Origin of the sequence: Butyrivibrio sp. XBB1001 (genome assembly GCF_000424505.1) — a bacterium.
Lineage (GTDB): Bacteria > Bacillota > Clostridia > Lachnospirales > Lachnospiraceae > Butyrivibrio.
The window spans coordinates 67,889-93,936 of sequence record NZ_KE384201.1 but is presented as its reverse complement, the minus strand read 5'-3'; the positions used below and the strand labels follow the sequence as shown (position 1 = coordinate 93,936).

Here is a 26,048-nt window from a genome sequence, read left to right as displayed (position 1 = left end):
CCCTCTTTTTATAGAAGCGGAAAGTACTTTTCCATTCTATAAAAATGCTCCACTATAAATGCGACTTGTTGTTCTAAAAATAATAGTTACGATGAAATTATATAAAATAATTACTATTAATGCACGAAATTGCATAATAAATTTCGATTTTTTATAGAAAATTAATTATAAAAACATATAGTTATAAACGATAATATAAATAGACTCACTATTTTGTTGCACTAGACAGGCCAGCGAATGAAAGTTTGCATACATTTATAGAAACGATTTGAATTGAAAGGAGATTCAGAATGGACGGCATGAGCACTCAGGATTTACTGAATGGACAGGATTTATCAACTGCTAATGTGGATGATCTTTTGGCTGCGATGAAGCAAGAAGAATCTAGCGGTGAGCCGGCTCCTGTTCAGGAAGAGGCACCAAAGCCAAAGAGGGGACGCCCTAAAAAAGAAGCTGAACCTATTCCTGATCTTCCTGATCTTGAACAAATAAAGGCAGAGACAAAAAGCGCTGAGGCAGCAGAAGCAGAAGCTGCAGCAGCTGCTGCGGCAGCTGTGCCAGAGCCAGCACCCGCTGACCCTGAAGCTATGCTTGCAGCTATGGCATCTGCAGAGTCTGCATCAGATGTTGATGCAATGATGGCGGCCATGGCAGCAGGAGAGGCAGCGCCAGCTGAAGCGCCTGCGGTAGAGGCGGTTCCAGAGATGCCAGTGGATATACCAGCGGATGTGCCAGTAGAGGCACCAGTGGAGGCAACTCCAGAGATACCGGCAGAGGCAGCTCCCGTAGATATGGACGCAATGATGGCAGCAATGGCAGCAGGAGAAGCAACACCAGCAGAGGCATCAGTAGAGGCGCCTGCGGTAGAAGCAGTACCAGAGATGCCAGTGGATATACCAGCGGATGTGCCAGTAGAGGCACCAGTGGCAGAGGCAGCACCGGAAGCCCCAGCAGAGGAAGCTCCCGTAGATATGGATGCGATGATGGCAGCAATGGCAGCAGCAGAGGCACCAGTAGAGGCGCCTGCGGTAGAGACGGTTCCAGAGATGCCAGTGGATATACCAGCGGATGTGCCAGTAGAGGCACCGGTGGCAGAGGCAATGCCAGAGATGCCAGTAGAAATACCGGCGGAAGCCCCAGTAGAGGAAGTCCCCGTAGATATGGATGCAATGATGGCAGCAATGGCAGCGGCAGAAGCAACACCAGCAGAGGCACCAGTAGAGACGCCTGCGGTAGAAGCAGTACCAGAGATGCCAGTGGATATACCAACGGATGTGCCAGTAGAGGCACCAGTGGAAGAGGCAGCTCCGGAAGCCCCAGTAGAGGAAGCTCCCGTAGATATGGATGCAATGATGGCGGCAATGGCAGCGGCAGAAGCAGCACCAGCAGAGGCACCAGTTGAAGCAATGCCAGAGATGCCAGTGGATATACCAACGGATATACCGGTAGAGGCACCAGTGGCAGAAGCTGCACCTGAAGCTTCAGCAGAGGAGGCCCCCGTAGATATGGACGCAATGATGGCAGCAATGGCAGCAGGAGAGACAGCCCCAGCAGAAGCTCCTGCAGAAAACCCAGTAGAAGCAATGCCAGAGATGCCAGTGGATATACCGGTAGAAGCAGTACCAGAGATGCCAGTAGATATGCCAGTTGAGACACCGGTAGCGGAGGCAGCACCAGAAGCCCCAGTAGAGGAAACCCCAATTCCAGAAATAGCTTCTGAGCCTGAGATTCTTGTTGTAATGCCAACAGAAGAGTCGGCAGGTGCAGAGATTCCAGCAGATATGGATATTGATCCGGTTATGGCAGCGATGATCGCAGCAGGAGATGCACCAATGCCTGAAGCTGCGCCTGCAGCAGAGATTCCAACAGAGGAGATTCCTGCAGACATTCCGGTGGAAGAACCTACACCAGAAGCTCTAGTAGAGGAAGCGCCAGTAGAGGAAACACCAGCAGAAAATCTTGAAGCTATGCTAAGTGCAGAAGTTGAAGCGATGGCCGAAGCAGCACCTGAAGAGATAGTCCTTGAAGAGCCAGTACCTACAGAGGAACTTGTCCTTGAAGAACCAGCACCAACTGATGAACTAGTTATTGAAGAGCCTGCGCCTACAGATGAATTAGTATTAGAAGAGCCAGTACCTTCAGAATTAGAGATGGCTCTGGAAGAGCCTGTTCTTACAGAAGAAATGGCTCAGACACCTGTGGAGTTTGACATGAGTCAGGCAGCAGATGCCATGGCTGGTGCAGTAGCAGATATAGAGGCCTTCCTGGATGCAGAAGACTATGAATATACAGAAATCCGGACTGATCAGAAGACCTTGATCCTCATAAAGGCCCAGGATGGCTCTTCTATGGCCATCAATTATGACAACGATGAATTTGTATCTCTAGAGAGCAGCTATGACAAGGATGGTAAAACAGGTTACAGCGAGATTACCAATATTTTTGTCAAAGATGTTATTAAGACTGGTTGCAATACAGGCATTAAGCGCCACAAAGGAAATAATGTGGTTGCAGGGTAATACCAAATGTGGAAAAATAACCTAAATGTGACGATTGAAATTAGAACGCGCACAATGTAAAATGAAACAGTGTTTTCACAAAAAATATTGTGGAAACACTGTTTTTATGTGATTTTAACTAGTATTTTGCTGAAACGGAGCCGTATTTATGAAACTTATCAAAAAGTTTATCCCCTACTACAAACCCTATCTTGGAGTGTTCTTCTTAGATCTTTTGTGCGCTTCAATTTTATCCATAATAGATCTTGCTTTTCCACAGTTTCTGAGAATTCTGAGGGCAACTCTTTTCCTGGAGGCACCAGAAGTTATCCTGAAAAGGCTTGGCCTTATAGCAGTGCTCCTTATTGCGATGTATGCCGTCAGATCCCTTTGCAGATGGTATGTCACCTATCAGGGACATATGATGGGAGCCCGTATGGAATCAGGCATGAGAAGGGAATTATTTGATAAGTTTGAGAGCTTTTCTTTTTCCTACTACGACACCCATAACACTGGCGAGATGATGAGCAAACTAGTGTCAGATCTCTTTGACATCTCAGAACTTGCTCACCATGGCCCTGAGAATATCTTTATCTCTGTGGTCAAGATTCTCGGATCCTTCATCCTTCTGATGAGAATAAATGTGCCAATGACTCTGTGCCTTGTAACTGTGGTGGCGCTCATGGCTCTTTTTGCAATTTATCAGAATAAGAAAATGCGCATTACTTTTAGGGACAACAGGAAAAAGATTGCCGGTATCAACTCATCTCTTCAGGATACTCTTGGCGGCATCAGAGTTGTGAAATCCTTTACTGGTGAAGAAATTGAGCAAAAGAAATTTGACGACAGTAACCTTGCATTCCTTGATTCAAAGAAAGCAAATTACCGCCAGATGGGTATCTTTAATTCAGGCAACAATTTCTTTGAAGGTCTTATGTTTGTGACAGTTCTTGTGGCTGGCGGCTTTTTTATTGCTAAGGGCCAGATGACTGGAGAAGATCTGGCAATTTATGCCCTTTATATCAACATCTTTATCAACCCTGTAAATGTTCTCGTGGAGTTCACAGAGCAGCTTCAAAAGGGCCTTGCCGGATTTGAAAGATTTAGAGAAGTTGTTGAGACAAGGCCTGATATTGAGGATAAAGAAAACGCGGGAGAACTTAAAAACGTTAAAGGTGTTATTGATTATAAAGATGTTTCTTTTTCCTATGAAGATGATGAAACTGTCTTAAATCACATAGATCTTCATGTTGATGCAGGTAAGTCTGTTGCCATCGTTGGCCCTTCAGGTGGTGGTAAGACCACGCTTTGTTCACTGCTTCCAAGGTTTTATGATGTTACTGGCGGTAGCGTCTTGATCGATGGGACAGATATCAGGGATGTGACCCAGAAGTCCCTTCGCTCTTACATCGGAATTGTGCAGCAGGATGTATATCTTTTTAATGGTACGGTAAAAGAAAATATTGCATACGGAAAACCAGAGGCTACCATGGAGGAAATCGTGGAGGCAGCAAGAAGAGCAGATCTGCTTGACTTCATAGAGACACTTCCAAATGGCTTTGAAACACAGGTTGGTGAGAGAGGCGCAAGACTCTCAGGCGGTCAGAAACAGAGAATTGCTATAGCCAGAGTCTTTTTAAAGAACCCACCAATCCTTATCCTGGACGAGGCCACAAGTGCCCTTGATAACGAAAGCGAGCGCTATATCCAGGAAAGCCTTGATAAACTATCTGTGGGTCGCACAACAATCACAATTGCCCACAGACTTTCAACAATCCTTGGGGCTGATGAAATCATAGTTCTAGACGGCGATGGAATCAAGGAAAGAGGTAATCATAAAGAACTTATTAAGCTGGGCGGATTGTATGAGAAATACTATCGCATGCAACTTGGAAAAGTTTGATAGGTGGCTTATATTTTTCTATTGCAAAACCAAACAAATGTTCGTATAATATAAAAAGAAATTTTGTTTGGAGAGTGCAATGATATTAGAAGAGGAACTTAGTAAGCTTAATAAGTCCCAGAAAGAGGCAGTGACTACAACGGAAGGCTTTGTTCGTGTCATAGCGGGAGCGGGGAGTGGCAAGACCAAGGCACTCTCTACTCGTTTTGCCTATCTTGTCAATGGTCTTGGCATTATGCCAGGACATATTTTGTGTGTAACCTTTACCAATAAATCTGCCAATGAGATGAGGCACAGGATACACGCCCTTACTGGAGATAATGATACAGGATATATCAATACCTTTCATGGATTCTGCGTGTCTATTCTTCAGGAGGATTCCCATGCTCTGCAATATCCCAAGAACTTTCTCGTTCTTGATAATTCTGATATCGACGATATGCTTAAGATAATCTATGAGGAGAGAGGACTCTCCCTTCGTGACATGACCTTTAGCTCTGCCCGTGACATGTTTGAGATCAGGAAGCTCTTTGAAGAGCCTGAGTATTATCTTGATATGCTCACCATGCCCCTTGAGACTCTCAAGGACAAATATGACTCAGCAACAGAGGTCAAAGATATTCTCTTTTATGGCTATTTGTATCAGGAGAAGAAGTGCTTCGGACTTGATTACAATGATCTGATCAAGTTTTCTCTTTATATCTTCAAGGAGAACCCTGACATTAAGCTTAAATGGCAGAAGAGACTGGAATATATAATGATAGATGAGTTTCAGGATATCGACAGCCTTCAGTATGAGCTTATGGAGGTTCTATGCGGCTATCACAAGAATCTTTTTATAGTGGGTGACCCTGATCAGACTATATATACCTGGCGTGGGGCCAATGTGAAGTATCTTTTGGATTTTGATCAGAACTTTCCGGATGTTAAGACCATCATGATGAATGATAACTACAGGTCTACGCCCCAGGTTCTAGCTGCTGTCAACAGCCTTATCAGCAAGAACAGATACAGGATCAAGAAGGATCTTTCTCCTACCTTGCCAAATGGGGACAGCGTTTTGTGCCATCTTGCTCCGGATACAGCAGCTGAGGCCGACTGGATAACTGGCCAGATACTGGTTTTAAAGGGGATGGGGGTTCCCTACAAGGATATGACAATCCTCTACAGAGCGCACTATGTTACCAGAACTATAGAAGAGGGACTGATGAAGGAGAAAATACCCTACACCATTTATTCCGGGGTACAGTTCTTTGGACGAGCAGAAATCAAGGACGCTCTGTGTTACCTGAGAATGCTGGTATACAGGGATGATATATCATTTAGGCGTATTGCCAATGTTCCCAAGAGAAATCTTGGCAAGAGACGCATGAGTTTTCTTGAGCAGTATGGGGCTGAGCATAAGTGCTCCTTGTATCAGGCTTTATATGAGAATCTTGATAGCGACATTATCAAGGGTACCAAGGCTACGCAATTTATTGATCTTATAGAGCGTTTTTCTGAGAACTACGAGGGACTTCCAGTGTCGGAGGTCTTGTCTAAGATACTTAATGACAGCGGCTATGAGGAAATGCTGCGGACGGAAGGGGCTCAGGATAGGCTTGATAACCTCGCTGAGCTTAAACAGTCAGTTTTTGAATACGAGACTACCTGCGGTGAAGAGGTTGGCCTCGAAGATTACCTTAAACACATAGCTCTTTTTACTAATGCTGATTCTGATTCGGGGCAGGAAGATAAGGTCAGGCTTATGACAGTCCACGCTGCCAAGGGACTGGAATTTCCCTATGTTTTCCTGTGTGGCATGAATGAAGGAATTTTCCCATCCAGAAAGGTCCACACTCTTGAAGGCATGGAGGAAGAGAGGCGCCTTGCTTTTGTTGCCATGACAAGAGCCAGAAAGAGACTATTTATTTCCGAGGCTGGTGGTAATACCTTTGAGGGAATCCCCAGGTATCCTTCGAGATTTATTATGGATATTGACCCAGAGCTTTTGGAGTTTTCTGAGAAGCCAGACGAGACCATGATGGCGGCAGTCAGGAAGTTTATCGACAATGACAGCAGGCATTTGAAGGGGGCTGAGAAATTAAATCTTCTTGAAAAGGGACAGAGAGTTACCCATGCAATCTTGGGAGCTGGCACAGTTCTTGATATCAACCTGGATGAGGAGAGCTATCTAATTAAATTTGACGAAATGGAGACTCCCAGACAGATATCTATGAAGGTTAAGCTAAAGTTAATAGAATCTTAATGGACAAAAGCTTTAGTAGAAGGTAAGATAGAAGTGTTCGGAAAACGATTTCCGAGCACTTTTTTAACACGCATAATAAACAGGGGGCTCAAATGGTATCAATCAAGGATGTTGCCAGGGAAGCAGGAGTTGCAATCTCCACAGTTTCCAAGGTTTTAAATAATTATCCCAATGTCAGCGAAGCTACAAGACAGAGGGTAAACGAGGTGGTAGAAAGGCTGGGCTTTGTACCTAATGCAGTTGCAGCCACTCTTTCCTCCAAGAGGACAGGGCGAGTGGCGCTTCTTTTAAAGCTCAATCTCGACACCTCAGCAAGTGATGAGATCAATATGCAGTACATATCGGGGGCAATCCATAAGGCCAAGGAGCTGCAGCTTGATGTTATCACTATTTTCCATTCTATGATAGAGGATATGTCTCTTGATGAGGTCACAAGCTACTTTGAGTCTCAGGGCATAAGAGGAATCATTGTATACGGCATCACAAGCAGGGACAAGGTCCTTCACAAGCTGATCGACAGTGGTCGTTTTAAGATGGTTGTGGTTGATGCGCCAATGGTCAATGACAATACCTCCTGCATAGGTGTTGACCACAAGAAGGCCCAGTATGACATTGCCAAGAAGACAATAACAGCAGATAAGTGTAAAAAGATCCTATACCTTTCAGGAGAGGACGACGGATACGTAACCAAAGACAGACTTGAAGGCATAAAGAAACTCTGTGAGGATAAGAAATTAAAGCTTACAGTCAGAAATGGACAATTCTCAGAAAAAAGAGCCAGAGAACTCACCATGCGTTTTGCCAAGAACAATGATTGCGTAGTCTGCGCATCAGATCTGATGGCAATCGGCGCCATGAAAGCCCTTATAGATATGGACATTTTCCGCCCGGTATGCGGATTTGACGGCATTATCCTCATGGGCTATGTTGGCAAGCAGATGAATACAGTCAGACAGGACTTTGTTAAGATCTCAGAAAGAGCAGTAGAGGAATTAAACTTACTACTATCCGGCGAAAAGGGCCGCAAAATCACCATGCCCCACGAACTCGTTCGTATCAAGTACGAAGACATTCTGGTCTGACCCTGAAAAAGTCAGAAGTTAGCAGAAGCCTGTTTTTCCCTGATAAAAATGGGAATCAAAAAGAAATTTAAAAAGATACTTGCGGAAAACGTTTTCCTATGGTAAAGTAAATCCATCGGTTTAAGAAAACGTTTTCCGAAAATACAACTAAATACAAACACCTTGCTATCAGCAGCAAAGTGTACCACAACACAGTTTTACTACAAATAATCAGTAGTATAACTACAACAGTAAAAGCAGCAGGAAATCATCGATTTCTGTAGTGGGAGAGCCACATACAGGGCAAAGAGACTTTGGTTTTGTAGTTCAGAGGCAGAATGCATATTATTTTGTGACTTTTTGAACTACGTAGATGAGACCAATCAATTTCAAGTGCCCTTGCACGCAGAAATTGATGCCTTGGGCTCATCGCAGTGTTTAGTTCAACAGGAACAAAAAATATGCATCTGCCGATGATACAACAAAACCAAGGTCCTTTGCCGATAATACTACATACCAATATCGGCGGCCTACTAATGTGCAAGGGCTATGGAGGTTCTTCCGGCAGATCAAAAGGATGGGTACATATTATTTCGTGACTTTTTGAACTGCGGAGATGAGACCAACCAATTTCAAGTGCCTTTGCACGCAGAAATTGGTGCCATGGGCTCATCGCAGCGTTTAGTTCAACAGGAACGAAAAATATGTATCCGACGTTGAACTGCTGGAAGAACCCCATAGCCCAAGAAAAACGAGAGGAGAATTACACATGTCAAAGCACACAAACATGCAACGCGACGTTTTAGTCCTGAACCTTGAGGAGCAGCTTGAGGGAATCGCTCAGGACAAATTTGGAAAGGATCTCAGAGACTGTACAGATCGCGAGACTTACTATGTACTTCTGGATATGACAACACGTCTCATGGATGTTGCTGAGGTATATAACGGTGAGAAAAAGGTTTACTACATCTCTATGGAATTCCTTATTGGTAAGCTTCTTTCCAACAACCTTATCAATTTAAGAGTATATGACAGAGTCAAGGCAATCCTTGAAAAGAACGGCAAGTCACTTGCTGCAATAGAAGAGTGCGAGCCAGAGCCATCACTTGGTAACGGCGGTCTTGGAAGACTTGCAGCATGCTTCCTTGATTCAATCGCAACTCTTGGAATGGCAGGAGAAGGAATCGGACTTAACTATCACTTCGGTCTTTTCAAGCAGGTTTTCAAGGATCACCTTCAGAATGCAGAAAAGAATGAGTGGATCGAGGATCAGTCCTGGCTTGAGAAGACAGATACTACCTTCGAGGTTTCTTTTGGCAAGAAGAAAGTCGTATCCCGCCTCTACAACATGAACGTAGTGGGCTATGACACAGGCGTTAACAAACTCCGCCTCTTTGATATAGAGTCAATAGATGAGAGCCTTGTTAAGAAGGGCATCGATTTTGACAAGACTAAGATTGACAAGAACCTTACTCTTTTCCTCTATCCAGATGATTCTGATGAGGCTGGTAACCTTCTTAGAATTTACCAGGAGTACTTCCTTGTATCAAACGCTGCTCAGCTTATCTTAAGAGAGCAGAAGGAGCGCCAGTATGACCTCCACGAACTGCACAACCATGCAGTTATCCAGATCAACGACACTCATCCAACAATGATCATTCCAGAGCTTATCAGAATTCTTGTGGAAGAGAAGGCCTTCAACATTGATGATGCTATCAACGTTGTCAGCAAGACCTGCGCTTATACTAACCACACTATCCTTGCAGAAGCCCTTGAGACATGGCCTCTTGAGTACCTTGAGAAGGTTGTTCCTCAGCTCGTTCCATATATTAAGGAACTGGATAAGAGAGTTCGTGCCAAGTACAAGAACCCTAAGGTTCAGATCATCGACAAGGATAAGAGAGTACACATGGCATTTATTGATATCCACTATGGTTTCTCAATAAATGGTGTTGCAGCTATCCACACAGATATCCTCAAGGAGAGCGAACTTAACGATTTCTACAAGCTCTATCCTGAGAAATTCAACAATAAGACAAACGGAATCACCTTCCGTAGATGGCTCCTTTCCTGCAACCATCCACTTGCTGATTTCCTTTCTCAGACAATTGGCGATGGATTCAAGAAGGATGCTAATAAGCTTGAAAAGCTCCTTGACCACATCAATGACGAGGAAGTTCTTGATCAGCTCGAGGCTCTTAAGATGGGCAAGAAAAAAGAACTTGCAGCTTACCTTAAGGAGCATGAAGGCGTAGAGGTTGACCCTGAATCTATCTTTGATATTCAGGTAAAGAGACTTCACGAGTACAAGAGACAGCAGATGAATGCTCTTTATATCATCCACAAGTATCTTGAGATCAAGGGCGGCAAGAAGCCTGTAAGACCACTTACATTTATTTTTGGTGCCAAGGCTGCACCAGCTTATGTTATTGCCAAGGATATCATTCATCTTCTTCTTGTCCTTCAGGAGATCATCAACAACGATCCTGATGTTAACAAGTATATGAAGGTTATCATGGTTGAGAACTACAATGTAAGCTACGCTGAGAGACTTATCCCTGCCTGCGACGTATCAGAGCAGATTTCTCTTGCATCCAAGGAGGCTTCTGGAACAAGTAATATGAAGTTCATGTTAAATGGTGCAGTAACTCTTGGAACAGATGATGGTGCTAACGTTGAGATCCACGAACTTGTTGGAGATGACAACATCTATATCTTTGGTATCAGCGCTGATGAAGTAATACAGCATTACAAAAAGGCTGACTATGTATCTAAGGATTACTACAAGAAGAGCCCTGTTATCAAGGAAGCAGTAGACTTTATCGTAAGCAAAGAGTGCCTTAAGGTAGGTCACAAAGAGAATCTTGAAAGACTCTACAATGAGCTTCTTAATAAGGACTGGTTCATGACACTTATTGACCTTGAGAGCTACATTGCCAAGAAGGATGAAATCTTTGCTGACTATGAAAAGAGAGATAAGTGGAAGAGAATGATGCTTACAAATATCGCCAAGGCTGGTTATTTCTCATCTGACAGAACAATTGCAGAGTACAACCGCGATATCTGGCACCTTAATTAATTCATAATTCTTATCTTAACTAATACTTAAATATATGTTAAAAAATACGAAATACTGATTATTTTATATCGTAAGATGCTATAATGAATGCACATCAGGTAGGCATATGATGCCTATTTGGTGTGCATTTTTGCTTACAGTTTTTTCCAATATGGAGGGATATGATGGGAAAGAATGAAGATGTAACTAAGGCAGCAAAGTCAGAGACCAGGAAACATAAAAAGATAAGTACCAAGCTTTTAATGTACATACTGCCAGTTGTTGTAGTGACAGTGGTTGCTCTGGTTGTTATTTCTGCTTCCATTTCAAAAAACAGAATGTCTGAAATGGCTACAGAAACGCTGCAGTCATCTATTTCAAATCAGGCTGATAACATTGAGGCATGGCTTTCAGAGAACCTTAAGTACTTTGGAACTGTTAAGCATACCCTCGAAAAGCAGAATATTCCAGAGGAAGAGTATACTTCTTTCCTTGATAATTATTATGGCTATAACTCAAATTCTCCAAATGGATTTTACATTGGAACAGCCTCTGGTAAGTTCTATAAAGCGTCAGGCTCTGAGCATACAGAAAACAATGTAAAGGACAGTATCTGGTATAAGCAGGGAATAACCCGTGTTGAGATGGCTTACGGAACTGCCTATACAAATGATGCCGGAGAAACCGTTGTAAGTGCCACAGGTATCATAAATGACGGCTCTGACGAGATAAAGGTTATGGGTGCTGATGTTACTCTAAATAAGATCAGTATCATTGTTAATGCAGGTGTAAAGATGAATAAGGCAGAATCTCTTTTGGTTGATACAAACGACAACAAGGTTCTGGCCAGCAGAGATAATACTATAGTAGGAACGCCTATTTCTGAGAGCTCTGGAACAGCTCTTTTATCTGGAGTTGCCAAGGCAATTGCAGACGGTGACTATTCCACCAGAGAAATAGGAGAGTACTACGTTGCCTTTGATGAAATATCAGGAACGGACTGGCTCCTGGTTTCTTACATACCTACAAATATAATCCTCAGCGCTGTCAACCAGATGGGAATGCTTCTGTTTATTGTAGGTGCAGTAGCTGTAGTTCTTATCTTTATCATGATCTTGTTTGTAGTTAAAAGAGTTGTTGCTCCTCTTTCAAAAATTTCTGGAAACATCGCAGCTATGTCTGAGGGCGATTTCACAATTGAAGTTGATACCTCCAGCGATGACGAGATTGGCGTAATGGGTAGCAAAGTATCTGACTTTGTTGCTGCCATGAGGAAAATGTTATCCAGTATCAGCCAGGAATCAGATAAACTTCAGGCAGAGTCAGAAAATTCTGACCAGGTATCAAGGACTATGCACGAGGCCTCTGAGTCTCAGGCTGAAGCCATGCAACAGCTAAATGAGACAGTTGACCAGCTGGCAACAGCCGTCAATGAGATTGCCGAGAATGCTACAACTCTGGCCCAGATAGCTACGGATACAAGAGAAAACAGCGACAAGGCTGATAAGAGCATGAAAGAAACAGTTGACATCTCCCAGAAGGGCCGTAAGGACATGGAGAAACTTAGCACAGCCATGGACGGAATTGCGGATGCCAATGAGAGACTTGTTGAATCAATTAACAAGGTAGGTACTGCATCTGAAGAAATCACCAACATCGTTGGAATGATCGGTGAGATTGCAGAAGAAACCAACCTTCTCTCACTCAATGCCAGTATTGAGGCCGCAAGAGCTGGAGAAGCCGGAAAAGGCTTTGCTGTTGTTGCTACACAGATTGCCAAGCTGGCCCAGACTTCAGCAGAAAGCGCACAGAACATCTCGAATCTTATTGAAGAGGTCAGAAAGCTTATTGGAGATGCTGTTGGCCAGGCCAATGCCAGTGCTGAGAGCATAAAGGCAAACAGCGAACTTATAGAAGTAGCAGTAGGAACCTTTGACCAGATCTACAATAATATTCAGGAGTCTAACAAACTTATAGAGGAAATGGTCAGCGATGTTGAAAAGGTAGATGATGTTGCCACCAACGTAGCTGCTATTTCTGAGGAGCAGGCAGCAAGTGCTGATGAAATTCTTGCAACCTCAGAAAATATGGTTCAGATGGCCAATGATATTACAAAGAGCAGTCAGGATGTGGCTGATAATTCCCAGGAACTGGCTGGAACTTCACAGACTCTTACATCCTACGTTCAGAAGTTTAAGATCTGAGGAGGTTAATTATGAGTAAGAACATTAAGATAAAAAGAATGATCACAAGCCTTGTTGCTGCCATGCTGATTGCCGTATCTGTTTTGGGATGCGGAAGTTCATCCTCAGGAGGAAGTGGAAGTGCTGGAGGAAAAATCCTCTTTCTAATGACGGATACCGATGATACTTTTAGAGCAACTCTTTCTGATGCAATTGTAGCAGCAGCCAAGAACCAGGGAATAGCTCTTGATATGGTTGAAACAGGCGGAGATGCTGAGTTTGAGTCCCAGCAAGTAGCAAATGCCAAGGCTTCCGGCTATACAGCAATTATCTTAAGGGCCTGCGACGCCGCAACTGCGCTTCAGATGAATGGTGCAGCCAATGGACTTCCAATTGTTTATGTTAATGCCCAGCCAGATGATGCGCATCTTGAAGGTGGCAAATATATCTATGTTGGATCTGACGAGTATCAGGCAGGCCAGTATCAGGCCGAATATATACTTAAAAAGTTCGGAAATCCCAAGTCTTTGGACGTTATGATATTTGAAGGAGAAATAGGACATTCTGCTACTATTAACAGAACAAAATCAGTTAAGCAGATTCTTAAAAAAGGCGGCTGCGATGCTAATTACGTGTTTGTGGATACAGCCAACTGGTCTGATGCAGAGGCAAAAGAAAAATTTGGTATCTTCATGAAAACTGGCCAGAATGTAGACGTTATTTTCTGCAATAACGATACAATGGCCCTTGGAGCTGTAGAGGGACTTAAGCAATATGGACTGGATTGCAGTAAGATTCCTGTATGTGGCGTAGATGCTACAGCTGATGGCTGCGCATCAATTCTGGCAGGAGAGATGTCTTTTACCGTGCTTCAGGATGCTAAGGGACAAGGAGCAGCTGCTGTAAGCGCTGCAGCCGTTATGGGAAGCGGCGGAGACCTCAGCACAGTGGAAGGAGCAACAGAAGACCTTAAATATGTATGGGTGCCATTTGCTCCTGTTGATATCTCCAATGCAGCATCTATCAATTAAGAGTGAACTGTCCAACTATGTTGCGTACAGTATCAGCTAGATGGGGCTTTAGCTCCTCAAGAGAAATAGGGTCACCGTATATAATAGAGCTATAGCCTGTGGATCCGACCAGCTCTATGATCATGAACAGCATGACCTCAGGATCTTTAAACTTAACACCGGATTCTTCTACCATTTTGCGGTAGACTTCTCCAAAGTCAATGTCCTCACTGCCTAAAGGGGTGGTGAGGGCTTTTTTAAATACTGCCCAGGACAGGTCCTTGTAGATGAACATAAGGAGCCCTTTATTATTGGCAAGCTCGTCAAGGACGTGGTCCATTAAAAAGACAAGTCTGTCTTCGAAGACTGTGATATTGGCCTTTTGAAGCTCAGCATAAGCCTGCATAAAGAGCTGACTTGATTTGTGGGCAATAAGAAAGTCCCTAAGGTCGTGTTTGTCCTTGAAATACAGATAAAAAGTGCCCTTGGCAACTCCGGCTTTATTGACTATGTCCTGAATGGAAGTCATGTTGATACCTTGAGAAGTAAAGAGCTCGAAAGATGAATTCAAGAGACTTTCAAATTTGGCCTTTTTATTAGACTCTCTTTTCTTGGCATTTCTGTCGTATGTCTTCTTACTGGCGCCAGTTTTACTGGTAGTTTTCTTCTTTAATTTTTCTATACTCTCAGTTTCTTTTACGATCATTTTTATTACCTTTCTTATAGGATTATATCAGAAAAAATAAAAAAGCGAATTAAAATTTCACACGTTTTATGCGGCTTTCAAAGCCTTTTACCCACAAATGCAAAAGTGGGTAAAAAATTTTATTTCCAAAATATTGACCGTTGGTCATTTTTTGTGGTATACCAAATATAGCAGAAAAATGACCGTTGGTCAATTTTATGTTTTAACAATATTTTAGCCTATTGCTCATATAGTGAGGGGCTGAATTCATATTTAAAAGAGGAGGAAATGTTATGAATAAGCTTTCACATCTTATTGTAAAGCTAAGATTTGTGATCCTGATCGTTGCATTTGCACTTCTGGTGCCATCAGCAATCGGGTACTTTAACACAAGGGTCAATTACGATATCCTGACATATCTGCCAGGGGATATTGAGACCATGCAGGGGCAGGACATTCTGCTTGACCAGTTTGGAACTGGCTCTTTTGTCCTGTATGTGGCAGAAGGCATGGAGGAGAAGGACGTTGCGACTCTCAAATCCAAAATTGAAAAAGTAGATCATGTGGCAGATGTTCTCTGGTATGACTCAGTTATGGACCTGTCAGTTCCTATGGAAATGCTTCCTGAGGACGTAGAGAAGGCCTTTAATTCAGGCGATGCTACAATGATGTTCATCGTATTCGACGAAGGTACATCATCAGATGGAACCATGCAGGCAATCGAGGACATCAGAAAGATTTCCAATAAACAATGCTTTATGAGTGGCATGAGCGCCATTGTTACAGATACCAAGAATATGGCAGAAAAAGAGACTCCTATCTACGTAGGAATCGCAGTACTTCTGGCTGTTATAGTCCTTTCACTTACAATGGATTCCTACCTGATCCCATTATTCTTCCTTCTTAGTATAGGAATGGCAATCGTTTACAATATGGGAACCAATGTTTTCAAGGGTGAGATTTCCTTCATAACACAGTCCCTGTCAGCAGTACTTCAGCTGGGTGTTACACTGGACTACTCAATTTTCCTGTGGCACAGCTATCAGGAAGAACTCCAGCATAACGATGACAAGAAGGACGCTATGGCCAAGGCTATTTCAGCAACCTTCACATCAGTAATTGGTAGCTCCATCACAACAATCGCAGGTTTCGTGGCACTTTGCTTTATGAGCTTTACACTGGGACTTGACTTGGGCGTTGTAATGGCTAAGGGCGTTGTATTCGGCGTTATCGGATGCGTTACAATCCTTCCTAGCATGATCCTTGTATTTGATAACCTTATTGAAAAGACCAAACATAAACCACTAATGCCTGAGTTCGTTAAGATTCCTAAGTTTGTATCCAAGCACTATCTGGCATTCTTCCTTATTTTCCTGGCTCTTTTGACACCAGCAATTTACGGAAACAACCACACCAGCGTTTATTACGACCTTACTCAGACACTTCCAGATACCCTTGAAAGCGTGCAGGGCGCCAATGAGGTAGATGAGAAGTTTGAGATGAATTCAGCATATATGCTCCTTGTGGACAAGAATCTGGACAGCGCATCAATGAACCAGATGTTAAAAGAGATAAAGGAAACCGACGGTATTATCTCAGTTCTCAGCGCAGATTCTCTTATAGGACCTTCTATTCCAAGAGAGTTTATTCCAGAAGATGCCCTCTCAAAGCTTGAGAGTGACCAGTGGAAGATGGTTCTTTTGACAACAGATTATAAGATTGCTTCTGATGAGATCAACAATCAGATAACAACTATAGATAGAATCGTTAAATCCTACGATCCTACAGCAATGGTAGTAGGTGAGGCGCCTTGTACCAAGGACCTTATCAATATCACAAACCACGATTTCCAGGTAGTTAACATGGTTTCAATTGGACTTGTTTTCCTGATCATCGCGTTTGTACTTAAATCAGTATCACTGCCATTTATCCTGGTTGCTGTAATCGAGTTTGCAATCTTCGTAAACATGGGACTGCCGTACTACACTCATACTACAATTCCTTTCATTTCATCTGTAGTAATCGGCACAATCCAGCTGGGCGCAACAGTTGACTACGCAATCCTTATGACTACCAGATATCTAGGTGAAAGAAATAACGGCCACGACAAGAAAGAGGCAACACTTATAGCTCTTTCAACCAGCATGAAGTCAGTAATTGTCAGTGCGCTTAGTTTCTTTGCTGCAACCTTCGGTGTAGGCCTTATCTCTAGTATCGATATGATCGGTTCACTTTGTAACCTTATGGCCAGAGGCGCTATAGTCAGCATGTTTACAGTAATTCTGGTACTTCCGGCAATGTATATGCTCTTTGATGGTTTGATAGTAAGAACAACCTTTGGTATGAACAAAGATGCGATAAAGCCTCATCCACACGATGGCGGACATCACATCCTTCACTTCCACAAGGCGGCTTAAAGGAAAATAATAAATATGCCCACTGCGGGCGGAAAAGAGGAGAGTTATGGTAAGAAAGAATCTTTTAAGATCAGTTTCAGTAATTATGGCTTGCATGATGGCAGTTCTGACTGTAGCATGCGGATCAAATACAGCAACTACAGAAAATGGACAGGCTACAGCTGTAGTTGAAACAGCTCAGGAACAGCAGCTTGAAAAGAGCCTTGCAAATAGTGCATCAGCGCTAGGCGCTATCGGGGAAGCAGGCAAGGTTGAGACAGTTTATGTCACAGCAGATGCAAACGGCGCAGTCAACGACGTTATCGTAAGTGAGTGGCTCAAGAACGCTGAGCAGAGCGCAGAATTGTCCGACACTACAGAGCTTCACGACATTGTAAATGTTAAGGGTTCAGAGACATATACTGAGAACGGCGACGGAACAGTTACATGGGACGCTGAAGGATCAGATATCTACTATCAGGGAACTACAGACAAGGAACTTCCTGTAGACATGAAGATCACATACACTCTTGATGGAAAAGAGATTTCTCCATCAGAGCTTGCAGGCAAGAGCGGTAAAGTTACAATCCGCTTCGAGTATGAGAATAAGTCCAAGCAGACAGTAAACGTAGATGGCAAGGACATTGAAGTCTATACACCATTTGCAATGGTTTCTGGAATGATGCTTGATTCTGACAAGTTTTCAAACGTTGAGATTTCAAATGGTAAGATTATTTCAGAAGGAAACAACTACATTGTTATGGGTGTTGCCCTTCCAGGACTTAAGGAGAGTCTTGATATTTCAGATGAAAAGTGGGATGAACTTGAGGATTCAGAAGAAATTAAGGGTAAGCTCTCAAACTCTTTTGAAATCACAGCAGATACAACAGATTTCGAACTTGGCATGACAATCACAATGGCAAGCTCCGATATCCTTTCAGACTTCGGCGCCATGGACATGGCTGATTCAAGTAAGATTGACGACCTCAAGGATGATATGGGAGAACTTAATGATGGTTCAACCAAACTCGTAGAGGGCGCTGGCACTCTTAAGGATGGCACAGGCAAGCTCGCTGAAGGTTCCAAGGAACTTAAGGACGGCACAGGTAAACTCTATGACGGCACAAAAGAGTTAAAGGATGGCACAACAAAGCTCTCTGATGGCACAGGCAAACTTGCAACCGGAGCAGGCCAGCTCTCTGACGGCGCCGGCACTCTTGCAAACGGCACAGGCACATTAAAGGACGGCACAGGTAAACTTGCAGACGGCTCCAAGACCCTCACAGATGGCGTTTCTTCTTATACAAGCGGTGTAAGTAAGGTAAATGCAGGAGCAACAATGCTTTCAAACGGAACAGAAACTCTTGTAACTGGTACCGGCAAGGTTTCTGCTGGCGCTGCTAAGCTTCAGGCTGGAGCAGGTCAGTTGGCTGCAGGAACTGAAGAATTGAATAATGGGGTTAGCCAGTTATCACAGCTTTCAAGTGCTCTTGATATGATTTCTGCAAAGAAAACTGCTCTGGAGGCCAAGCAGACAGAACTTAATACTACCGTTGAAGGTCTTAATGCAGTTGAAGGATTTTTGACTACACCTGGTGTGGCTTGTCCAAATGCACTTGTACCAACGCTTACTCAATTGTCAGGTGGTAAGATACAAAGCGCAGAGGACGCAGTTCGTGTAAGAGATGCAGGACTTGCTGCACTTGCTGGGCAGCAAAGTGGTGAAGTGCATCAGGAGCCTGCAGGATCTGAAAATGCTGAGAGTGAAGTTGTTTCTGGAGAAATTACAAATCCTGATTCAAAGTCTTCTACAGAAAATGTAGTAGATACTTCAGCAGCATCAGGTGCGGCTACTTCTGGAGCAACTGAAAGTACACCTTCTAATGCACCAGCTGAGAACAAGGAAGAGACATCTGGGCAGCAGGAGGCAGCGCCAGCAGACGCAGCAGGTTCACCAGCTGCAGCGACAGGAACTACAACAGCAGCAACCACAACAGCAGCAACAGCTGCGAATAATGCTAGTGCATCAGTTGAAATAAAGGATGAGGCAACTCCAAAAGCTGATTCTGCAGCTTCAGATACAGATACAGGGTCTGATGAGAAAATTTATTCTCAGAAAGATGTAGATGATATGGTTGATAAGCTTGTACAGGAGAAGCTTGAAGAAGCTGTTAAAAAATATGAGGCAGCAGCTGCAGCTAAGATGGAGGAAACTGTAAAGGCTGAAGTTACAACGAGAGTTCAGCAGGAGGTGGCAAGCAGAGTTAGTGATATCAGCACATATTCAGCTACACTTGCTGCTACAAAGGCAACAAAGAACGCAGTTTCTGAGACACTTACATTTGTAAATGATACTCTTGCTTCATTTGATGCATTTGTTACTGATCAGGAAAAAGCATATGGTATTACTTTTGATAAGAAGCTTGACCTCACTAAGCAGAAACTAATTGACCTTCAGGGAGGCGTAGCTAAGTTAAATGCTGGAGCTCAGGAACTTAATACAGGTGCTACACAGCTTAAGGCTGGTATAGATGGATATAATATGCCTGACGGCACACATGTAACTGGTCTTTCAGAAGGCGTAGAGCAGGTTAATGCAGGTGCTAAACAGATCAAGGCTGGAACAGATCAGCTTGTAGCCAATAATGACAAGCTTAACGGCGGCGCTAAGCAGGTTAGCGATGGCGCAGCACAGCTTGATTCTGGTGCAGCACAGCTCAAGGATGGCGCTGATAAGCTTGCTACAGGTGCCAAGGATCTTAAGAGTGGCGCTGATGAGCTCAACACTGGTGCCGGAACACTTGATAATGGTGCTACAGAACTTATGAATGGTGCTAAGGACCTCGATGACGGTGCTGGTAAACTTGACGAAGGTATCGGCAAGGTTGATGCTGGCGTTCAGGAACTTCTTGATGGTATTACAAAGCTTGATCAGGAAGGTATCAAGAAGCTTTACGAAGCATTTGATGGAGATCTTACAGATTTCGTTGACAAGCTCACCGCTATTAAGGAAGCTGGTACAGAATATACATCATTTGCTGGAGCAAGTGACGAAGAGGATTGCAGCGTTAAATTCATTATCAGAACAGCAGGCGTAAAGGCTGAAGACATCTGATGTTTTAAATCAAAATTTGTGTCCACTTGTGAAACTAAATTGTGCACAAGTGGACACAATTTTTTCACAGATTATTGTGATATTTTCCATTGCATTCCTTCGATTAATCGGTTACGATGTTAAGCGCTAGCGTGAATTAACAGTAGTTTTTATGTACGTAGTACCGATTATTACTAGATGAGTGGGACAGCATGTTCGTGGGACTGCTTATAACTAGATGTGTTGGATAGTATGATCATTTTACTTATTCTGATCAGATAAGATTGGCAGTATGTTTCATAATACCAACTTGATAACTAGTTTGGCAGCTCGGCACGGTAGGAGGCAATAATATGGGAGAATACAAACTGGTCTTTGATAGACTTATGGATCAATTATATAATCACCCTGAGGAGATGCGAGAGAAACTTCTTGCTAAATATGATTACTCAAGCGATACTCATGAGGAGAGACGTCCTCAGACAGCAATCGAAATGCTCCGCAGTATGAGATGATTAGATGATTGTGATATGAGCTTTAACCATTAACCATATAGATTTAGAAACAATAGAATATAAGAATATTTGAAAAATACAAATTTAGAAGCTGTTAGAAATAATAGTGAATAAAGAATAACTAAGATAATAAATGATTGAGAGCGTAAGGTTTTGTTAGAATAAGAACCTTATGCTCTTTTTATTTGCAAAAGGTATTACGCAGCACTACGCGGGTAATACCTTTATACAAGATTTTTTGCTCTTGTTATTACATAGCGCCAGGGTAGTAATACCAAAGCAAGATAAACTTGCAAAAAGGTATTACGCGAGCCTATGCAGATAATACCTTTATACTAGAATTCCTTGCTATTGATATTACCTAGCGCCAGGGTAGTAATACTAAAGCAAGATAAACTTGCAAAAAGGTATTACGCGAGCCTACGCAGATAATACCTTTATACAAGAATTCCTTGCTATTGATATTACCTAGCGCCAGAGGAGTAATACCGAAGCAAGATAAATTTGCATATAAGTATTACGTAACACTACGAGGGTAATACCAATTACAATTCATGCAATTTAATTAAAAAGTCTTGTTTTGCTTGAAATGCTCTGCAATATGTAATGCAGAAGAAATAGAAAAACAAACTATGCATCACAGAAGCTATATTAAACCCATGCCAGCATAGAAAAAAGCTGCCACACTGTGAATTCACAGTGCGGCAGCCAAAATATACACTAATATACAATTCATAAATTAGCCAAGCTAATCAAGCCATCTAACACAATTTATTCCTTAGAAGCTTCCTTAAGTGCAGCTACGATCTCAGCCTCTGTAGTAAGGCTCATAACCTTATCTGCAAGCTCATCAGCTTCAGCCTTGCTCCACTTGGAGATGATACAGCGGGCAGTGAGTACCAGAACAGGGTTAACACTAAACTCTGTAAGTCCAAATGAAATAAGAAGAGGAATCATAAGCGGATCAGCAGCGGCTTCTCCACACATTCCGACAGGAATGCCTTCCTTGCGGCCACATTCTATGATGTGCTTGATGCTGCGAAGGACGGATGGCTGGAATGTAGAATAAAGATAAGCTACATCAGCATTTCCTCGGTCTACACTCATAGTGTACTGAGTAAGGTCATTTGTTCCAATTGAGAAGAAATCAGCCTCCTTAGCAAGAATATCAGCTATAAGTGAGGCAGCAGGAGTCTCGATCATGCAGCCAACTTCAATATCCTTGTCATAGGCGATTCCATTTGCATCGAAGTCTTTCTTGATATCAGCAATCATGTCCTTAACTGCGCGGAGCTCGTCTACGCAGGTAACAAGAGGAAGCATGATCTTCACCTTACCAAAGGCGCTGGCTCTCACAATAGCCCTGAGCTGCAAATTATAGCTATCCTTGTTGCCAAGGCAGTATCTGACAGCTCTGTAGCCCAGGAAAGGATTTTCTTCCTTCTTGATGTTAAGGTAAGGAATATCCTTGTCGCCGCCAACATCAAGAGTTCTGATAATAACAGGCTTGCCACCCATGGTCTGGGCAGCTTCCTTGTAAGCTGCAAACTGTTCTTCCTCAGATGGCTGATGATTGGAATCCATAAACAGGAATTCTGAACGGAAAAGACCTATGCCTTCGCCGTCACACTCAAGAGCCTTTTTAGCATCCTTGGGTGTACCGATATTGCAGAACAGTTCAACACTGTTGCCATCAGCTGTAAGTGTTTCTTTGCCAAGGAATCCCTTAAGCTCAGACTGCTTGCGGATGAAATCTTCTCGCTTGATTATATACTGGGATAAAACATCTCCCTCAGGATTGATGTATACAATACCCTCAGTTCCATCAATAATAGCTGTATCCTTGTCCTTAACAAGACTTGTGATATCAGGAACAGATAAAACAGCAGGAATCTCAAGGGCTCTTGCAAGAATAGCAGAGTGGGAAGTCTTGCCTCCAACCTCTGTGATGATACCAGATACATTGTCTTTGTTGATCTGGGAAGTCATAGAAGGAGTAAGATCCTTGCAGGCCAGAACTGTACCCTTTGGCACCTTGCTGATATCAATATCCTTGATGCCCAAGAGAAGCTTTAAAAGGCTGATCTTGATATCGCTAATGTCAGAAGCACGCTGCTTCATCATCTCGTCATCCATCTGTGAGAACATGCCTATGAACATATCACAGACTGCCTCAACAGCCGCTTCAGCGCACTGACCGGCATCGATCATCTTGAGCATTTCGCCTGACATTGAAGGGTCTGACGCCATAACCAGGTGACCTTCAAGGATTTCTGCTTCCTTGGGGCCAATCCTTTTTCTGATATCCTCAGCCATGGCAGTTGTTTCAGCCTTGAACTCATCAAGCGCCTTATTGAATCGCTCCTTCTCAGCAGCTGTGTCCTCGATTTTTTTCTTTTCAAAGCTAAGGTCGTGTTCCTTTATGACACAAACGCTACCAATTCCTATGCCACGTGATGCTGCAATTCCTTTGTGCATTTTCTTCCTCCATATCTTATTTCTTGTCTAAAATGTACTGAACTTTTTATTTACCATTAGACGCTGTTAGCAGTCTATTGTCACCTAATAAGTAGACTCTATTACTTGCCTAAATTGACATATGTTGTGTTGTTGTCAGATAAACCTGGCGATAATTGATAAAGCTAACCAGGCAATATGTAAAGGCATATGTTAGAACTTTGCAGTTTACAATAGAAGGTTACTCCATATATGAGGAATGACTGCAAGTGGTATATGTATGGATCGATTTTAGTGCTATGTAGCAAAGACCAAATAATCTCAAGTGCCTGTGCACGCAGAGATTATTTCTCTGGGCTTTGCGAAATGCTTAGCACTATGAGAGACATACATATACCACTGCAGTCACTTCCGGACTACCGGGTAGCCATTCACACACTACCGGGTAGCCATTACCAACTCGACTGAAGCTCAGTCACCAAGTCCGCTCTCAACAAGCTCAACAGCCTTCTTGAGGGCATCTGCTTCGTCAGGACCATCGCATACGATCTCGATTTCAGAGCCGCACTTGATGCAAGCGCTCATGAGCATCATAACGCTCTTAGCATCATAGCTTGTTCCGTTGAAAACAACCTTTACATCGCTTGCAAAAGGAGTCACTGTCTGGCAAAAGAGACTTGCTGGACGCATGTGCATTCCCTGTTCGTTAGTTACTGTGATTTTCTGTGATACCATAATTTCTTTTCCTCTCTAGTAAAGCACCAATTTCCCAGAAGGCATAATAACCCTCTGGGAATGGTTTTTATAATTTATTTGTTAACTGGCTTTTTAATAAGACCAAGCATAACAGCAGTGATAAATGATCCAATCAGCCATGCAAGGATGTAGAGTGGCCATTTGCCTACGGTTGCGAATACGAATACTCCGCCGTGAGGAGCCATAAGTGTGCATCCAAAGATTGCTGAAAGAAGACCGGCAATACCTGAACCTACAAGAGTACATGGAATTACATGTGCAGGATCGGCTGCTGCAAATGGGATAGCGCCCTCAGTAATGAATGAACTTCCCATTACGATATTTGTGATCCAGGTTTCCCTCTCAGATTCTGTGAACTTTGAAGGGAAGAGTTTACATGCGATAGCGATACCAACTGGAGGAACCATACCACCTACCATGATGGATGCCATTGCGATGTAGCAGGCAACTACTGCAGGGTCATTAGCTTCTGCGCCCTTCTCCATGAGTACCTGTGCTGTTCCCAGCATACCTGTTCCAAATACATAAGCTGCCTTGTTGATAGGGCCGCCCATATCTATAGCCATCATAGCGCCCAGGATAAGTCCCAGAACTGCAATGAGATTAGCTGCCTGAAGTGCTGTAAGCATGCTGCTAAGTCCTACATTGATAAGACCGATGATTGGGTTAAGGATAAAGCTCATCAAAACGCCGATGATAAATATGCCGCAAAGTGGATAAATAAGTACTGGCTTGATTCCTTCAAGTGACTTAGGAAATCCAGCTGTCAGCTTCTTGAGAACGAGAATGATTCCACCTGCAAGGAAACCAGCTGCGATACCACCAAGGAAACCTGATACTGTAGCGCCGTTACTTGTAAATGCGAAGTTTCCAATAAATGTGTTAAATCCATCAAGTGGAGTACCTTCGCCCATAAGCCTTGTAACCCAAGGGAATGCTGGACTATCACCTGAGAAAAGAGCTGCATTACCGCTGGAAGCCAGCATACCACCTACAAAACCAACTGCAAGACCAGGTCTGTCAGCAATTGAGTAAGCAATGTATCCAGCAAGTACAGGAACCATGAGACCCATTGCAAGGCCGCCAACATACTTAAGGAAAGATGAAAGTGGAAGCATGTTACCGAAGTTACCGCCACCAGTTGCACCATATCCTGCGACTGTATCAACAAGGAATGCAAGCGCGATCAGGATACCGCCGCCAATAACGAATGGAAGCATATGTGAAACACCGTTCATAAGGTGCTTGTAGAACTTTCTTCCAAGTGTTTCATCAGCAGCAGAACTCATAGAAGCTGATTTTGTTCCAGTGAAGTGATATACTTCAAGCTTTTCTTCGCTGGCCTTCTTGATAAGACCCTCTGGATTGTGGATAGCTTCCTTGGTAGAAGTAATGATAACTTCCTTACCATCGAATCTCTCCATATCGATATTCTTGTCACAGGCAATGATGATTGCATCAGCTGCAGCAATTTCATCAGCTGTGAGGACATCCTTGGCACCTGCAGATCCGTCTTTTTCAACCTTGATTGAAAGACCCATCTCTTTAGCCTTAAGTTCAAGAGCTTCAGCAGCCATGAATGTATGTGCGATACCTGTAGGGCAGGCTGTTACGCCTAAAAGCTTTTTGCTTGAAGGAGCCTTAGCTGGAGCAGCAGCGGCTTTCTTTTCTGCCTCTTCCTTGTCTTTCTCAGCCTCTTTAGCATCGATTATTGAAAGAAACTCATCTGGAGTATTAGCCTCGATAAGTTTTTTAGCAAAAGAGCTGTCCATAAGAAGTGTCATAAGCTTGGACAGAACTTCAAGATGTGTGTCAGCAGCAGTATCAGGAGCTGCGATCATGAAGAACAGTTTGCTAGGATTTCCATCGAGGGACTTGTAGTCGATACCCTCTGGAATTGTGATGGCTGTAACACCAGCCTTGGCTACTGCAAATGACTTACCGTGTGGAACTGCGATTCCCATGCCAATTGCTGTTGAGCCCTTTTCCTCTCTTGCAAGGATTGCCTTTTTGAAAGCAGAAACATTGTTTAAGTTTCCAACCTTTTCATGCAACTCAATGAGTGCATCAATAGCAGCATTCTGATCAGCAGCGCTGACTTTCAGATTGATGCCATCTTTTTTGAGTAAATCTGTTATTTTCATAGTCCCTCCTTTGTTGGTTGTCCCAATATATACCTTCTTT

Annotated in this window: 14 protein-coding genes; 10 read left to right on the top strand and 4 right to left on the bottom strand. The window is 43.2% G+C overall.

All coding sequences use genetic code 11. The annotated features are described in order from the left end of the window. The first annotated feature begins 290 nt into the window (after positions 1 to 290). From G631_RS21040 to G631_RS0116360, 7 genes are all read left to right on the top strand, one after another. Positions 291 to 2,519 carry a hypothetical protein gene (locus G631_RS21040; RefSeq protein WP_026490359.1) on the top strand — a complete coding sequence of 743 codons (2,229 nt, stop codon included), beginning with the start codon at positions 291 to 293 and terminating at the stop codon, positions 2,517 to 2,519. 148 nt (positions 2,520 to 2,667) lie between these two features. Continuing rightward, positions 2,668 to 4,401, top strand: coding sequence for an ABC transporter ATP-binding protein (locus G631_RS0116385; RefSeq protein WP_026490358.1), 1,734 nt, complete (start codon positions 2,668 to 2,670; stop codon positions 4,399 to 4,401). Between the two features lie 79 nt (positions 4,402 to 4,480). Further along, positions 4,481 to 6,649, top strand: coding sequence for an ATP-dependent helicase (locus G631_RS0116380; RefSeq protein WP_035789967.1), 2,169 nt, complete (start codon positions 4,481 to 4,483; stop codon positions 6,647 to 6,649). A gap of 92 nt (positions 6,650 to 6,741) precedes the next feature. Then, positions 6,742 to 7,731 carry a LacI family DNA-binding transcriptional regulator gene (locus G631_RS0116375; RefSeq protein ID WP_026490356.1) on the top strand — a complete coding sequence of 330 codons (990 nt, stop codon included), beginning with the start codon at positions 6,742 to 6,744 and terminating at the stop codon, positions 7,729 to 7,731. Between the two features lie 748 nt (positions 7,732 to 8,479). Next, positions 8,480 to 10,789, top strand: coding sequence for a glycogen/starch/alpha-glucan phosphorylase (locus G631_RS0116370; RefSeq protein WP_196803894.1), 2,310 nt, complete (start codon positions 8,480 to 8,482; stop codon positions 10,787 to 10,789). 161 nt (positions 10,790 to 10,950) lie between these two features. Next, the gene (locus tag G631_RS0116365; protein ID WP_242829117.1) at positions 10,951 to 12,972 is read left to right on the top strand and encodes a methyl-accepting chemotaxis protein; all 2,022 of its coding nucleotides are present in this window, start codon (positions 10,951 to 10,953) and stop codon (positions 12,970 to 12,972) included. 11 nt (positions 12,973 to 12,983) lie between these two features. Continuing rightward, complete coding sequence (locus tag G631_RS0116360) at positions 12,984 to 13,982, top strand: substrate-binding domain-containing protein (RefSeq protein WP_051197333.1); 999 nt, start codon at positions 12,984 to 12,986, stop codon at positions 13,980 to 13,982. Here the strand turns inward: G631_RS0116360 and G631_RS19595 are convergent. Beyond that, on the bottom strand, positions 13,975 to 14,667 hold the full coding sequence (locus G631_RS19595; RefSeq protein WP_081671389.1) for a TetR/AcrR family transcriptional regulator: 693 nt from the start codon (positions 14,665 to 14,667) through the stop codon (positions 13,975 to 13,977). The genes G631_RS0116360 and G631_RS19595 overlap by 8 nt on opposite strands. Positions 14,668 to 14,939: 272 nt before the next feature. On the opposite strand from G631_RS19595, the gene G631_RS19590 reads away from it, so the two are divergent. From G631_RS19590 to G631_RS21035, 3 genes are all read left to right on the top strand, one after another. Continuing rightward, positions 14,940 to 17,063: an efflux RND transporter permease subunit gene (locus G631_RS19590; RefSeq protein WP_051197332.1), complete on the top strand. Its 2,124-nt coding sequence runs from the start codon at positions 14,940 to 14,942 to the stop codon at positions 17,061 to 17,063. 46 nt (positions 17,064 to 17,109) lie between these two features. After that, positions 17,110 to 20,157 (top strand): hypothetical protein, encoded by a 3,048-nt coding sequence (locus G631_RS0116345; protein WP_026490352.1) that lies wholly within the window; start codon positions 17,110 to 17,112, stop codon positions 20,155 to 20,157. Positions 20,158 to 20,489: 332 nt separating this feature from the next. After that, complete coding sequence (locus G631_RS21035) at positions 20,490 to 20,651, top strand: hypothetical protein (protein ID WP_155833953.1); 162 nt, start codon at positions 20,490 to 20,492, stop codon at positions 20,649 to 20,651. A gap of 771 nt (positions 20,652 to 21,422) precedes the next feature. On the opposite strand, the gene ptsP is transcribed toward G631_RS21035, so the two are convergent. The 3 genes from ptsP to G631_RS0116325 all read right to left on the bottom strand — a co-directional run bounded on the left by ptsP (position 21,423) and on the right by G631_RS0116325 (position 26,008). Further along, the gene (gene ptsP, locus G631_RS0116335; protein ID WP_026490351.1) at positions 21,423 to 23,129 is read right to left on the bottom strand and encodes a phosphoenolpyruvate--protein phosphotransferase; all 1,707 of its coding nucleotides are present in this window, start codon (positions 23,127 to 23,129) and stop codon (positions 21,423 to 21,425) included. Positions 23,130 to 23,579: 450 nt separating this feature from the next. Beyond that, positions 23,580 to 23,843 carry an HPr family phosphocarrier protein gene (locus tag G631_RS0116330; RefSeq protein WP_026490350.1) on the bottom strand — a complete coding sequence of 88 codons (264 nt, stop codon included), beginning with the start codon at positions 23,841 to 23,843 and terminating at the stop codon, positions 23,580 to 23,582. Between the two features lie 74 nt (positions 23,844 to 23,917). Beyond that, entirely contained in the window at positions 23,918 to 26,008 is a 2,091-nt protein-coding gene (locus G631_RS0116325) for a PTS fructose transporter subunit IIABC (protein WP_026490349.1), read from the bottom strand. Positions 26,009 to 26,048: the final 40 nt, after the last annotated feature.